Here is a 15,345-nt window from a genome sequence, read left to right as displayed (position 1 = left end):
CTTCGGCAGCTCCTACAGGGGGGATCGGGTTTATTCAGTTAGAGACCGGTCGGCTGTCAGGGACATCGCTGGCAAGCCAGCTCCCACAGTGGTGGAATTCAACCAATAGGCCGAGTGCCAGCTCGCCGAAAGCTTTTGATCTTGATCCACGGGCGACGTCGGAAGGCAGAGCGCAGGGATTGATCCGGGCGTGGGAGCGCAGCGACCGTTTGGCGAAGCCAAACACAGCGAGAGGAGGTGCAGCGAAGCAAACCGTAGACGCTGCGCCCGGATCGATCCCGGAGCGAAGGAACCCCGAGCCCCAGCGAGCGGGCCGAACGCAGGAGCAAGCGTTTTTTGGTTACTTTTTGGGGCGTTTGCCAAAAGTGACCCGCCGTAAGGGCGGAACCCCAAGCCGCCGTTACCGCAGCAACGGATATGTACCCACGGCCCAGATATACCGAGATAGACACCCCAACAAGAAAAACGATATTTCCGAACACACCCACATCCCCGCTAACCTGAAAAAACAACCACCTCAAAAATCCCGGGGACTCCATGGAAAGATTCACCCTGAAACCACTCCTGATCACTCTCGCACTAACCGCCATAGCCCCAATCGCAAACGCAGCAACAACCCTGGTCTACTGCTCCGAAGCCAGCCCCGCCGGCTTCGACCCCAGCCAATACACCAGCGGCACCGACTTCGATGCCTCCGCCGAAACCGTCTTCAACCGCCTCACCCAATTCCAGCGCGGCGGCACCGACATCGAACCCGGCCTGGCGACAAAATGGGACGTCTCCAACGACGGCCTGCAATACACCTTCCACCTGCGCCAAGGCGTGAAATTCCACACCACGGAATATTTCACCCCGACGCGCGACTTCAACGCCGACGACGTGCTGTTCACCTTCCAGCGCCTGCTCGACCCGGACAACGCCTTCCGCAAAGCCTACCCCGCCGAGTCCCCGTACTTCACCGACATGGGCCTGAACACCACGATCAAATCAGTGGAAAAACTCGACGACAACACCGTGCGCTTCAACCTGAACAACGTCGACGCCGCGTTCGTGCAAAACCTCGCCATGAGCTTCGCCTCGGTGCAATCGGCCGAATACGCCGCCCAACTGTTAAAGGAGGGCAAAGCCGCCGACCTCAATCAGAAACCGGTGGGCACCGGCCCGTTCGTGTTCAAGCGTTACCAGAAAGACGCGCAGATCCGCTACGCCGCGAACAAGGACTACTGGAAACCCGAGGACGTGAAAATCGACAACCTGGTGTTCTCGATTACCCCGGATGCCGCTGTCCGTCTGCAGAAGCTCAAGACCGGCGAATGCCAGGTCAGCGGCTACCCGCGCCCGGCCGACATCGAAGTGATGGAACAAGACCCGAACCTGCGCGTATTGAAGCAGGCCGGTTTCAACCTCGGCTTCCTCGCCTACAACACCACTCACCCGCCACTCGATCAGCTCAAGGTCCGTCAGGCGCTGGACATGGCCATCGACAAACCGGCGATCATCAAAGCCGTCTACCAGAGTGCCGGGCAACTGGCGCAGAACGCCTTGCCACCGGCGCAATGGTCGTATGACCCGAACATCAAGGACGCGCCGTACGACCCGGTGAAAGCCAAGGCGCTACTCAAGGAAGCCGGGGTTGCACCGGGTACCACCATCAATCTCTGGGCGATGACCGTGCAGCGCGCCTCCAACCCGAATGCGCGGATGTCAGCGCAGATGATCCAGCAGGATTGGGACAGGATCGGGATCAAGGCCAACATCGTCAGCTACGAATGGGGCGAATACATCAAGCGCGCTAAAAATGGCGAACACGACGCGATGATCTATGGTTGGACAGGAGACAACGGCGACCCGGACAACTGGCTCGGCGTGCTCTACAGCTGCGCGGCAGTCAAGGGCAGCAACTACGCCAAGTGGTGCGACCCGGCCTACGACAAATTGATTCAGCAGGCCAAGGTGTCCACGGATAAAGCGCAACGGGTAAAACTGTATCAACAGGCGCAACTGATCCTTAAACAGCAGGTGCCGATCACGCCCATTGCCAACTCCACGGTGTTCCAGCCGCTGCGCAAGGAAGTGAGCGACTTCAAGATCAGTCCGTTTGGCCTTACACCCTTCTACGGCGTGGGTATAAATAAGTAACACCAGGCCCCAAGGCGGCGCGCACAACGTGACCGGCGCACCGTTTTGGGGCTTCGTTTGCACCGTAAAAAAACGGCCGCAAACGGTCAAATGCGTCAACTCTTATACAAATGCGACATTAAGGTACGTTCGTGCCACGCTTTGAGGCCGGCAGTCGCTCTGGATCTTGCATTGGGTATGGCCCCTGCATAAGTATCCGCAGGCACGACTCACGAGGTCGTACCTCAATATTAAAAAATGACAACAAATCATGAGGCCAACATGCTTAAACACGCGGTCATTCCGTTTTTAGTCGGCGCAGGCTTGTTAGCCTCCGCACCTTTCGCATCCGCTGCGACTAACCTGGTGTTCTGCTCCGAAGGGAGCCCGGCCGGTTTTGATCCAGGCCAGTACACCACCGGAACCGACTTCGACGCCTCAGCCGAAACCATGTTCAACCGTCTGAGCCAGTTCGAGCGTGGCGGCACCGCCGTTATCCCGGGCCTGGCCACCAGCTGGGACATTTCCCCGGACGGCCTGAATTACACCTTCCACCTGCGTGAAGGCGTCAAGTTCCACACCACCCCGTATTTCAAGCCGACTCGTGAGTTCAACGCCGACGACGTGCTGTTCACCTTCAATCGCATGATTAACAAGGATGACCCGTTCCGTAAGGCCTACCCGACCGAATTCCCGTACTTCACCGACATGGGGATGGACACCAACATCACCAAGATCGATAAAGTCGACGACCACACCGTCAAGTTCACGCTGAAAGAAGTCGACGCCGCGTTCATCCAGAACATGGCCATGAGCTTCGCCTCGATCCAGTCCGCCGAGTACGCTGCCCAACTGCTCAAGGAAGGCAAGGCTGCCGACATCAACCAGAAGCCGATCGGCACTGGCCCGTTCGTGTTCAAGAGCTACCAGAAAGACTCGAACATCCGTTACACCGGCAACAAGGACTACTGGAAACCCGAGGACGTGAAGATCGACAACCTGATCTTCGCTATCACCACCGACCCGTCGGTGCGCATCCAGAAGCTGAAAAAGAACGAATGCCAGGTCACCCTGTTCCCGCGTCCGGCGGATCTCGCGGCGCTCAAGGCCGACAAGACCCTGAAGATGCCAGACCAGGCCGGTTTCAACCTGGGCTACATCGCTTACAACGTGATGGACAAGGTCAAGGGCAGCAACGAGCCTAACCCGCTGGCCGACCTCCGCGTGCGCCAGGCGCTGGACATGGCGGTGAACAAGCCGCAGATCATTGATTCGGTTTACCAGGGCGCCGGTCAGCTGGCCGTCAACGCCATGCCGCCGACCCAGTGGTCCTACGACACCACCATCAAGGACGCCAAATACGATCCTGAGAAAGCCAAACAGCTGCTCAAGGAAGCCGGCGTCAAGGAAGGGACCGAAATCGTTCTGTGGGCGATGCCGGTACAGCGTCCGTACAACCCGAACGCCAAGCTGATGGCTGAAATGCTCCAGTCCGACTGGAAGAAGATCGGCCTGAACGTGAAGATCACCAGCTACGAATGGGGCGAGTACATCAAGCGCTCCAAAGGTGGCGAGAACCAGGCCATGCTGATTGGCTGGAGCGGTGACAATGGTGATCCCGACAACTGGCTGAACGTGCTGTTCGGCTGCGACTCGCTCAACGGCAACAACTTCTCCAAGTGGTGCGACAAGAAGTACGACGGTCTCGTCAAAGATGCCAAGCGCACCACCGATCAGGCCAAGCGCACCGAACTGTACAAACAGGCGCAACACGTCCTCAAAGATGCTGTTCCCTACACACCTATCGCTCACTCGACGGTGTTCCAACCCATGCGCGCCAACGTGCAGGACTTCAAGATCAGCCCATTCGGCTTGAATTCCTTCTACGGCGTCAGCGTCAGCAATTAAGCCATCGCAGCGGCGACGTTCATGACGTCGCCGCTGCTTTAGCTGCCGGAAGTCAGGAATTTGCCTACAGCCAATTCCGTTGCGGATGACTGCAACGGCAGGGGATGTGTCGACTTTTCCTACGAGCATTCAGGCAATTACGCATTTACTGCCAGACCCACGGCCCCTACCGTCGGGTTCTGACCAGTTTCTGCGTGGGCCATCGGCTTGCTGTACGTACTGGATTGAGCTCAGTGCCACCTCAACTTCCCTGGACGGGATCGCGGTGCATTGAACAACACGACAAAAAGAGGGAGCGTCATGCGCCATACCTTGGTTTTTTCCGCATTGCTGGGCGCCGGCCTGTTGGCCGCCACGTCCGCCAGTTTTGCCGCCAGCAAGAGCCTGGTGTTCTGCTCCGAAGGCAGCCCGGCGGGTTTTGATACCGCGCAATACACGACGGCGACCGATAACGACGCCGCCGAGCCGCTGTACAACCGTCTGGTCGAGTTCGAAAAAGGCGCGACCAACGTCGTACCGGGACTGGCAACCCAGTGGGATATTTCCGAGGATGGACTCAAGTACACCTTTCACCTACGTGAAGGTGTGAAATTTCATACAACGCCGTACTTCAAACCGACGCGCGATTTCAACGCCGACGACGTGCTGTTCACGTTTAACCGCATGCTCGATCCCGCGCAGCCATTCCGTAAGGCTTATCCGACCGAATTCCCGTATTTCAACGGGATGAGCCTGAACAAGAACATCGCCAAGGTCGAAAAGACCGGGCCGCTGACCGTGGAGTTCACGCTCAACAGCGTCGACGCCGCGTTCATCCAGAACATTGCCATGAGCTTCGCCGCGATCCTGTCTGCCGAGTACGCCGACAAGTTGCTGGCCGAAGGCAAGCCGAGCGACATCAACCAGAAACCGATCGGGACCGGGCCGTTCGTGTTCAAGAGCTATCAGAAGGACTCGAACATCCGTTACACCGGCAACGAACATTACTGGGACCCGAGCCGGGTCAAGCTGAAGAATCTGATCTTCGCGATCAACACCGACGCTTCGGTGCGCGTGCAGAAGCTCAAGGCCGGCGAATGCCAGATCACCCTGCACCCGCGCCCTGCCGACGTTGAAGCGCTGAAGGCTGACCCGAAACTGCAGCTGATTTCCAAGCCCGGCTTCAACCTCGGTTACATTGCCTACAACGTCCGTCACAAGCCCTTCGACCAGCTCGAAGTGCGTCAGGCGCTGGACATGGCGGTGAATAAACAAGGGATTCTCAACGCTGTTTATCAAGGCGCCGGACAACTGGCGGTCAACGGCATGCCGCCGACCCAGTGGTCCTACGACGACAGCATCAAGGATGCCGCCTACAACCCGGAAAAAGCCAAAGAGCTGCTCAAGGCCGCCGGCGTCAAGGAAGGCACCGAGATCACCCTGTGGGCGATGCCGGTCCAGCGTCCGTACAACCCGAACGCCAAACTGATGGCCGAAATGCTCCAGGCTGACTGGGCGAAAATCGGTCTGAAAGTGAAGATCGTCAGCTACGAATGGGGCGAGTACATCAAGCGCACCAAGAATGGCGAGCACGACATCAGCCTGATTGGCTGGACCGGCGACAACGGGGATCCGGACAACTGGCTGGGCACCCTGTACAGCTGCGATGCCATCGGCGGCAACAACTACTCCATGTGGTGCGATCCGGCTTACGACAAGCTGATCAAAGAGGCCAAGGTCGTCACCGACCGCGACCAGCGCACCACGCTCTACAAACAGGCGCAGCAGTTGCTCAAGCAGCAAGTGCCGATCACGCCTGTCGCCCACTCGACGGTCAACCAGCCGTTAAGCGCCCGGGTTGAAGGCTTCAAGGTCAGCCCCTTCGGTCGCAATGTGTTCTCGGGCGTCAGTATCGATTAACCCAACCGATTAGCCGCAATGCTGAGGGGGCTGTCTATCCCCCTCACGCAAGCGCTTTGCCGAAATTCGCCGATCCGGCCTTTTGCAAACGTTTGCGATGTGTGAAATGAGTTCTAAACCAATAACCGGCCCCACCCAAAAAAGCCGGCATAAAAAGAAAGTAAAGGAGCTTCACCCATGAAACTGAGCAGCACCGCGATACTGGCCCTGGCCATCAGCAGCATCACCGCCACGGCCTATGCCGAGGAACAGAGCCAGGCGTTCACCCCGGTGACCGTCAACGAGAAAAGCGCCCAGGCTGATGCCACCGGCTTCCTCGAAGGTTCCACCATCAGCGGTACGACCCGTAACTGGTACGCCAACGAGCAACTCAAGCGCGGCGGCAAGTTCACTTATCGCAAGGACGGCGTTGCCACCCCGACGGATCGTCGTATCAACTGGGTGCAAGGCACCATCGTCAACTTCACTTCCGGCTTCACTCAGGGCACCGTGGGTGTCAGCACTGAAGTCGCGGCTTACAACGCTGTAGCGCTGGAGCGCGATCGCAAGAACCTGGCCTCCAACAACGGTGGCGCACCGGGGTCGCGTCCAGGCGCAGGCAACAACCGTACGCTGACCAAAGAAGGCGGCGACGCCGAAGGCCAGTGGAGCAAACTGGGACTGGCCAACGTCAAGTTCCGCGTGTCGAACACCACCCTGACCGCCGGTCGCCAGAACTTCAGCACCCCGATCGTGGACACCATCGGCAACCGTGCGCTGCCTTCGAGCTTCGAAGGCGTGAGCCTGCACAGCGAAGAACTGAACAACCTGTCGTTTGACGCCGGCAGCTTCGACCGCGTATCGCCACGTACCGAAGAAAGCCTGTCGAAATTCCGCTCCGAGTACACTAACAACAACGCCGAAACCGATCGCGTCAGCATCGTCGGCCTGAACTATCAGCCGCTGAAAAGCCTGAAGACCAGCCTGTACGCCTCCAAGGTTGAAGACTTCTGGAACCAGTACTACTTCGGCGCCACCCACGAACTGGGTGACAGCAATGTCGTCAGCCTGACCACGGGTCTGAACTACTACAAGACCGTCGATACCGGCAAAAAAGAGATGGGCGAAATCGACAACGACACCTACTCGCTGTCGTTCGGCCTGACTCACCAGGCTCATAGCCTGACCTTCTCGTACCAGGAAATTAACGGTAACGAGTACTTCGACTACCTGCACGAAACCAACGGCATCTACCTGGCCAACTCCCTGCTGTCCGACTTCAACGGCCCGAACGAGAAATCCTTCCAGGTCGCCTACGGTCTGAACATGGCCGAATATGGCGTGCCAGGCCTGAAGTTCAACATCTACCAGGCTCGCGGCTGGGGTATCGACGGCACTCACTACACCGGCACTGCCTATGACGTACGCAACATGGACGGCGAGCACCACTACGAATACGGCATCGGTGCAACCTACGCCGTACAGAGCGGCCCGCTCAAGGCGACCACCATCCGTGGCACCTACACCGCTCACCGCGCCAGCGAAAACCAGGCTGACGGCAGCATCAACGAGTTCCGTCTCGTGACCACGATTCCATTCAACATCCTGTAAAAACCGCCGACCGACGGCTGACTCATGACGAGTCGGCCGTTCGGTTTTTTGTCTTCAACCGATTGCAGAGGGTTATCGATGAAAATGCTTCCCCTACGTGCGGCCGTCACGGCTGTGTTGTTGAGCGCCGCCATCGGCGTCTCGGCCAAACCCTTGGTGGTCTGCACCGAAGCCAGCCCGGAAGGCTTCGATATGGTCCAGTACACAACTGCAGTCACTGCCGATGCGGTGGCCGAAACGATCTTCAACCGTCTGGCGGACTTCAAGCCCGGCACCACCGAAGTGATTCCGGCACTGGCCGAATCCTGGGACATCAGTGAAGACGGCCTGACTTACACGTTCCACCTGCGCAAAGGCGTCAAGTTTCACACCACCGAATACTTCAAGCCGACCCGTGACATGAACGCCGACGACGTGGTCTGGAGCTTCCAGCGTCAGCTGGACCCGAATCACCCGTGGCACAAACTGTCGAGCGTGGGCTTCCCGTACTTTGAAAGCATGGGCTTCAAGGAACTGCTCAAAAGCGTCGAAAAAGTCGACGACAACACGGTCAAGTTCACCCTGACCCGCCGCGAAGCGCCGTTCCTGGCCGACATCGCCATGGCGTTCTCCTCGATCTACCCGGCCGAATACGCCGACCAGTTGCTCAAGTCCGGCAAGACCGCCGACCTCAACAACAAGCCAGTCGGCACTGGCCCGTTCATCTTCCAGCGTTACGCCAAGGATGCGCAGGTGCGTTTCAAGGCCAACCCGGACTACTTCCGTGGCAAGCCACCGGCTGATGCGTTGATCCTGGCAATCGCCACCGACAACAACGTGCGCCTGCAGAAGCTCAAGGCCAACGAGTGCCAGATCGCGCTGTATCCGAAGCCGGATGACATTCCGAGCATCAAGAAAGACAGCAACCTGAAGGTCGATGAGCTGGACGCGATGACCGTCTCGTACATCGCCATGAACACTCAGCACAAATACATGAGCGACGTGCGTGTCCGCAAAGCGATCGACATCGCTTTCGACAAGGAAGCCTACGTCAACGCCCTGTTCGGCAAAGGCAACGCGACCGTAGCGGTCAACCCCTACCCGCCGACCCTGCTGGGCTACAACCACGACCTGAAGAACCCGCCACGTGACCTCGACAAGGCCCGCGCCTTGCTCAAGGAAGCCGGGGTCCCGGAAGGCACCGTGTTTACTCTGTTTACCCCGTAACGGCGGCGGCCCGACCAACCCCAATCCGATGCTCGGCGCACAGATGATGCAGGCCGACCTGGCGAAAGTCGGGATCAAGGTCGACATCCGTGTGATGGAATGGGGCGAGATGCTCAAGCGCGCCAAGGCCGGCGAACACGATATGGTGTCGGCCGGATGGGCGGGCGACAACGGCGACCCGGATAACTTCCTGACGCCTATGCTCAGTTGCGAAGCGGCCAAGAACGGCGAAAACTACGCGCGCTGGTGCAACGAGAAATTCCAGGCACTGCTCGACGAAGCACGGGCTAAAGTAGATCCGGCCGAACGCGCAAAGCTCTACGAACAGGCTCAGGTGCTGTTTAATCAGGACCAACCGTGGATCAGCATGGCCCACACCCGTATGTTTACCGCAATGCGCAATAACGTAGAGGGTTACCACATCAGCCCTCTGACCACGAATAACTTCGCCACCACCCAGGTGAAGTAGATAAGAAACTCCCGGCCTCCCTGACCCCAGGGTCGCCGGGCACGCCTAACCGGCTGATGAGGTACCACACAAGATGTTTAGTTTTATTGCCCGCCGACTGGGGTTGTTGATCCCCACGTTTTTCGGCATCACCCTGCTGACTTTCGCGTTGATTCGCATGATTCCCGGCGACCCCGTGGAAGTGATGATGGGCGAACGTCGGGTCGACCCCGAAATGCACGCTCAGGCAATGGAACGCCTTGGTCTGAACAAACCGCTGTATGCCCAGTACCTGGACTACATCGGCAAACTGGCCCACGGCGATCTCGGCGAATCCCTGCGTACGCGTGAGAGCGTATGGACCGAGTTCACCTCCCTCTTCCCGGCGACCCTGGAACTGTCCATGGCCGCCCTGCTGTTCGCCGGTATTCTCGGTCTTCTGGCCGGGGTGATCGCGGCCCTCAAGCGAGGCTCCCTGTTCGACCATGGGGTGATGGGCATCTCCCTGGCGGGGTATTCGATGCCGATCTTCTGGTGGGGCCTGATCCTGATCATGTTCTTCTCGGTGAGCCTGGGCTGGACCCCGGTATCCGGGCGGATCGACCTGCTCTACGACATCGAGCCGCGCACCGGTTTCATGCTGATCGACACGCTGCTGGCCGATGACACGGGCGCGTTCTTCGATGCCCTGCATCACCTGATCCTGCCGGCCATCGTGCTCGGCACCATTCCACTGGCGGTGATCGCGCGGATGACCCGTTCGTCGATGCTCGAAGTGCTGCGTGAAGACTACATCCGCACCGCCAAGGCCAAAGGCCTGTCGCCGTCGCGCGTGGTGTTCGTGCACGGCCTGCGTAACGCGCTGATCCCCGTCCTGACCGTGGTCGGCCTGCAAGTCGGTACCCTGCTGGCCGGCGCGGTCCTGACCGAAACCATCTTCTCCTGGCCCGGCATCGGTAAATGGCTGATCGAAGCCATCGGCGCCCGGGACTACCCGGTTGTGCAAAACGGCATCCTGTTAATCGCCTGCCTGGTGATTCTGGTCAACTTCGTAGTGGACATCCTCTACGGCTTTGCCAACCCACGCATCCGTCATCAGCGCTGAGGTCCATACCATGAGCACTCCAACATCCTCAGTAGCCACTTCCGCCCCAAGCGCGGATCAAAGCCTGCTGTATCCGTCACCGTACAAAGAATTCTGGCAAGCCTTCGCGAAGAACAAGGGCGCGGTTGCCGGCCTGCTGTTCATGCTGCTGGTGATTTTCTGCGCGATCTTCGCGCCGTGGGTCGCCCCGCATAACCCGAGCGAGCAATACCGGGACTTCCTGCTGACGCCACCGGCGTGGCTCGAAGGCGGGCAAATGCAGTTCCTGCTCGGCACCGATGAACTGGGCCGCGACTTGCTGTCGCGGCTGATCCAGGGTTCGCGCCTGTCGCTGCTGATCGGTCTGTCGTCGGTGGTGATGTCGTTGATCCCGGGGATCCTGCTGGGTCTGTTCGCCGGTTTCTTCCCGAAGATGATCGGCCCGACCATCATGCGTCTGATGGACATCATGCTGGCCCTGCCGTCCCTGCTGCTGGCGGTGGCGATTGTCGCCATCCTCGGCCCTGGCCTGATCAACACCGTGATCGCCATCGCCGTGGTTTCGCTGCCGTCCTACGTGCGTCTGACCCGTGCCGCCGTGATGGGCGAACTGAACCGCGACTACGTCACCGCCGCGCGCCTGGCCGGTGCCGGTCTGCCGCGCCTGATGTTCATCACCGTGCTGCCCAACTGCATGGCACCGCTGATCGTACAGGCCACCCTGAGTTTCTCTTCGGCGATTCTCGACGCGGCGGCGCTGGGCTTCCTCGGCCTTGGCGTACAACCGCCAACCCCTGAGTGGGGCACCATGCTGGCCTCGGCCCGCGACTACATCGAACGTGCCTGGTGGGTGGTGAGTCTGCCTGGTTTGACCATTTTGCTCAGCGTGCTGGCAATCAACTTGATGGGCGACGGTCTGCGCGATGCGCTGGACCCGAAACTCAAGAACGCCGCCTGAGGAGATTCCCATGTCACTGCTAGAAATCAAGAATCTCAACGTCCGCTTCGGCGACAAGAACGCGACGCCCGTGGTCGATGGCCTCGACCTGAAAGTCGACAAGGGCGAAGTCCTGGCCATCGTTGGCGAGTCGGGATCGGGTAAATCCGTGACCATGATGGCGCTGATGGGGCTGATCGAGCATCCCGGCATCGTCACTGCCGACTCGCTCAGCTTCGACGGCAAAGACATGCTCAAGCTGAGCAATCGTCAGCGTCGGCAAATCGTCGGCAAAGACCTGTCGATGGTGTTCCAGGATCCGATGACCGCGCTCAACCCGAGCTACACCGTCGGTTTCCAGATCGAAGAAGTGCTGCGCCTGCACCTGAAAATGTCCGGCAAGCAAGCGCGCAAACGCGCCATCGAACTGCTGGAGAAAGTGGAAATTCCGGGCGCCGCCAGCCGCATGGACGCCTACCCGCACCAACTGTCCGGCGGCATGAGCCAGCGTGTGGCAATTGCCATGGCGATTGCCGGCGAGCCGAAACTGCTGATCGCCGACGAACCGACCACGGCGCTGGACGTGACGATTCAGGCGCAGATCATGGATCTGCTGCTGGCGTTGCAGAAAGAACAGAACATGGGCCTGGTGCTGATCACTCACGACCTCGCGGTCGTGGCCGAAACCGCCCAGCGCGTCTGTGTGATGTACGCAGGCCAAGCGGTAGAAGTCGGTCAGGTGCCGCAACTGTTCGACATCCCGGCACACCCTTACAGCGAAGCGCTGCTCAAGGCGATTCCCGAGCACAGTCTGGGCGCCGAGCGCCTGTCGACCCTGCCGGGCATCGTTCCAGGCCGCTACGACCGTCCGCAGGGTTGCCTGCTGTCGCCGCGCTGCCCGTACGTGCAGGACAGCTGCCGCGTGCAGCGTCCAGCCCTTGATCCGAAAGCCAACAGCCTCGCCCGTTGCTTCTACCCGCTGAACCAGGAGGTGGCGTAATGGCCGTCGTACTTACCGCCCGCGACCTGACCCGTCACTACGAAGTCTCCCGTGGCCTGTTCAAGGGCCACGCGACCGTGCGCGCCCTCAACGGCGTGTCGTTCGAGCTCGAAGCCGGCAAGACGCTCGCCGTGGTGGGCGAATCGGGCTGCGGCAAATCCACCCTCGCCCGTCGCCCTGACCCTGATTGAAGAGCCGTCTTCCGGCTCGCTGAAAATTGCCGGGCAAGAAGTCGCCGGCGCCGACAAGGCCCAGCGCAAGCAACTGCGCAAAGACGTGCAGATGGTGTTTCAGAGCCCGTACGCGTCGTTGAACCCGCGGCAGAAAATCGGTGATCAATTGGCCGAGCCACTGCTGATCAACACCAACCTGAGTGCTACCGAGCGTCGCGAGAAGGTCCAGGCGATGATGAAGCAGGTCGGCTTGCGTCCCGAGCACTACCAGCGCTATCCGCACATGTTCTCTGGCGGTCAGCGTCAGCGTATTGCCCTGGCGCGGGCGATGATGCTGCAACCGAAAGTGCTGGTGGCGGACGAACCGACCTCGGCGCTCGACGTATCGATTCAAGCGCAGGTGCTGAACCTGTTCATGGACCTGCAGCAGGAGTTCAACACCGCCTACGTGTTCATCTCGCACAACCTGGCGGTGGTGCGGCATGTCGCCGACTCGGTGCTGGTGATGTACCTCGGCCGTCCGGTGGAAATGGGCCCGAAAGAGGACATCTACACCCGGCCTCTGCACCCTTACACCCAGGCCTTGTTGTCGGCGACACCCACGATCCACCCGGATCCCGACAAGCCGAAAATCAAGATTGTCGGCGAACTGCCTAACCCGCTGAACCCGCCACCGGGCTGTGCGTTCCACAAGCGCTGCCCGTACGCGACCGAGCGTTGCAGCAGCGAAGAGCCGGCCCTGCGCCAGCTCGACAACCGGCAGGTGGCTTGCCATTACGCCGAACAGTTCCTCGATGGCGCGGCGTAAGCAAAACCGGAGACCGCCACTCAACCTGTAGGAGCTGTCGAGTGAAACGAGGCTGCGATCTGTTGATTTTCAGCATCAGGATCAAAAGATCGCAGCGTGCGACAGCTCCTGCAGGAATCGTGTTTATCCGGAAATAGTGTGTTAACCCAAACCTCTTCTCCCCCGATTGCGCATCAGTCGGGGAAGAAGGGGTTTTCTTTTACCGGCGCTTTACGACTGGCTGTCGCCTTCGTCATCGTCAGTGTCCGGCTCGTCAGTGGTCGAGTCGTCATCATCCTTGCTGCCGCCCTGGTCCTGATCGCCCGGTTCGGATTCCGACTTGGCCAGCATGATCACACCGGCTTGCCCGTGGGCTGCGTTAAACCCCTGTGATGGTGTGGCAGAACTTGCCCACGCCGCCGTAGTGCCAAGCGTCAACATCACCAAAACCTTAAGCAACAGCACAATGCGTTGAAAAATGCTCATAGCCATTTCCATCCTTTCGTGGTTGAAGCCTGGGGTGCCGATCCGGCGCTGAATGAAATCTAGTTCCGATCAGTCCGGTTCACCAGATAGGACGCTGACCAACCCCGGGAAATGCCCCGGTACGAGAGATCACTTGTGAATAACCGCTATAACCGAATCAGCTAAGCGAGGCCGTGCGTTCGCTGGTGGCCAGCGCTTTGGCCTGGGTCGACGAGCGCGTCGCCAGGCAGATCAGCGGCAAGGTCAACAACGCCAGTGTCGCGCTCGCAAGCCATACACTGTGGCCGCCGAAGTGCCCATACAGCTGACCACTCAACACCGGCGACAACAATGCACTGGCGCTCCAGCTCATGAAAAACAGACCGAAATACTGGCCGCTTTTGCCGCCCTGCGCGTGCCGCATGACCAGCACATTCAGCGGCGGCATGAAAAAAGCTTCACCCAAGGTCCAGATCACCGTCGACAGACACACGTAAAGCAACCCGGAGCCAAACGGCAACATCCCCAACCCGACCGCCAACAACACACAACCCGCGAGCAATTGCCGACGCAAGCCCCCACCGCTCGCCCCAGTGCGTAAGCGGGATCTGCAGCGCCACCACCAGCATCGCGTTAAGCCCGAACTGCCAGCCGATGGCCTCGGTGCTCAAGTGGTAGTAATCGCGCAGATAGTTGCCCAGCGTGCTGTAAACCGTGTCGAAGGCCATCCCCAGCAACACGGCCGCACCGAGCAGCCAGAGGAATGCCGCGTCGCGCAACGGTGTACGAGTGCCAGCTTCGGTCACCTCATCGGGCTTGAGTACCACGCGCCGCCAGGTGGTGCGCACAAACCACAGCAACGCGAGCAGCGTCATCGCCGCACTGACAAAAAACACCCAACGGAAATCCGTCTGCGCCAACACCCCGCCGGCCACCCCGGCAGCCGCCATACCAAGGTTTCGCGCCACCCGGCTCAAGGCTTGAGCACGGGAGCGCTGCGCAGGCTCGCAATACTCCATGATCAGCCGCTGATGCAGCGTTCTAATCGCCCCGTCGACGGCACCACTGAACAACAGCAACACGGCCAGCAACGCCACCTGCGTCACCAGCCCCAACAGGATCAACACCCACATGGAAACAAAGAACAACGCGGCGGTCAGCCGCGCCGTCCGCACATGATCACTGAGCAACCCACCGAGCATCGAACCAATCAACAACCCGGCTCCGTAGGCCGACAACAGCCAGCCCACCGTCTCGATCGCCAGCCCCAGCTCCTGGCGCAGATACAGCGCCATGAACAACTTGACCATGCTGCTCAAGCGATTGATGAACAGCAGCGCCGCGAGCACCCAGGCCATCAGGCTGAAATAGCCGTTGGGGCGCAGCAGATGGACGAGGTTGCGCGTCATTCCATTGACCTCTCAAAGCGACTGGCGGGGACCTGAAACACTAACGCCCAGCACACCGGTTGTCGCGCTCAAGAACATCGATATCTGAAAATACAGAGTCGCCCTACAACCCTGTGGGAGCTGTCGTAGGCAGCGATCTTTTGACTTCGCGCTTCAAGTCCAAAAGATCGCAGCCCTCGGTCGCTCAGTTCGATTAGAAAATGGTCGGCTCGCAGGTCGCCTTCGCTGGCAAGCCAGCTCCCACAATGGACTGGGGTATTCATTTGGAGAACGGTTGGCTGGCAGGGCGCCTTCGCGAGCAGGCTCGCTCCCACAGGGGAA

The 15,345-nt window shown here is 59.6% G+C and carries 8 protein-coding genes and 3 pseudogenes; 9 read left to right on the top strand and 2 right to left on the bottom strand.

Features of this window, described 5'->3' with window-relative positions; genetic code table 11:
• The first annotated feature begins 537 nt into the window (after positions 1-537).
• The 9 genes and pseudogenes from HT737_RS20025 (at position 538) to HT737_RS19985 (ending at position 13,171) form a co-directional block, all read left to right on the top strand.
• Positions 538-2,139 (top strand): ABC transporter substrate-binding protein, encoded by a 1,602-nt coding sequence (locus HT737_RS20025; RefSeq protein ID WP_182403843.1) that lies wholly within the window; start codon positions 538-540, stop codon positions 2,137-2,139.
• Between the two features lie 261 nt (positions 2,140-2,400).
• A complete protein-coding gene (locus tag HT737_RS20020) occupies positions 2,401-4,026 on the top strand; it encodes an ABC transporter substrate-binding protein (protein ID WP_041072781.1) in 1,626 nt (541 codons plus the stop codon).
• Positions 4,027-4,326: 300 nt separating this feature from the next.
• Positions 4,327-5,925, top strand: coding sequence for an ABC transporter substrate-binding protein (locus HT737_RS20015; RefSeq protein ID WP_047291247.1), 1,599 nt, complete (start codon positions 4,327-4,329; stop codon positions 5,923-5,925).
• Between the two features lie 177 nt (positions 5,926-6,102).
• On the top strand, positions 6,103-7,515 hold the full coding sequence (locus HT737_RS20010) for an OprD family porin (RefSeq protein ID WP_121183690.1): 1,413 nt from the start codon (positions 6,103-6,105) through the stop codon (positions 7,513-7,515).
• A gap of 78 nt (positions 7,516-7,593) precedes the next feature.
• Positions 7,594-9,190: pseudogene (locus HT737_RS20005) on the top strand (ABC transporter substrate-binding protein).
• 73 nt (positions 9,191-9,263) lie between these two features.
• A complete protein-coding gene (locus HT737_RS20000; RefSeq protein WP_047291242.1) occupies positions 9,264-10,274 on the top strand; it encodes an ABC transporter permease subunit in 1,011 nt (336 codons plus the stop codon).
• 10 nt (positions 10,275-10,284) lie between these two features.
• Positions 10,285-11,211 (top strand): ABC transporter permease subunit, encoded by a 927-nt coding sequence (locus HT737_RS19995; protein ID WP_041072771.1) that lies wholly within the window; start codon positions 10,285-10,287, stop codon positions 11,209-11,211.
• Positions 11,212-11,221: 10 nt separating this feature from the next.
• Positions 11,222-12,190, top strand: a complete 969-nt coding sequence (locus HT737_RS19990; protein WP_041072769.1) for an ABC transporter ATP-binding protein — start codon at positions 11,222-11,224, stop codon at positions 12,188-12,190.
• A pseudogene (locus tag HT737_RS19985) lies at positions 12,190-13,171 on the top strand (peptide ABC transporter ATP-binding protein). The gene HT737_RS19990 and the pseudogene HT737_RS19985 overlap by 1 nt, the downstream one beginning before the upstream one ends.
• 210 nt (positions 13,172-13,381) lie before the next feature.
• Here the strand turns inward: HT737_RS19985 and HT737_RS19980 are convergent.
• Together HT737_RS19980 and HT737_RS19975 are read right to left on the bottom strand one after the other, a co-directional pair.
• Positions 13,382-13,636, bottom strand: a complete 255-nt coding sequence (locus HT737_RS19980) for a hypothetical protein (RefSeq protein WP_041072765.1) — start codon at positions 13,634-13,636, stop codon at positions 13,382-13,384.
• Between the two features lie 157 nt (positions 13,637-13,793).
• Positions 13,794-15,024 (bottom strand): annotated as a pseudogene (locus tag HT737_RS19975) (MFS transporter).
• Between the last annotated feature and the right edge of the window lie 321 nt (positions 15,025-15,345).

This window comes from Pseudomonas sp. MD195_PC81_125, from assembly GCF_014060985.1.
Lineage (GTDB): Bacteria > Pseudomonadota > Gammaproteobacteria > Pseudomonadales > Pseudomonadaceae > Aquipseudomonas > Aquipseudomonas parakoreensis.
Note: the sequence above shows the minus strand (reverse complement) of the source record. Positions and strands in the feature narration are given on the sequence as shown.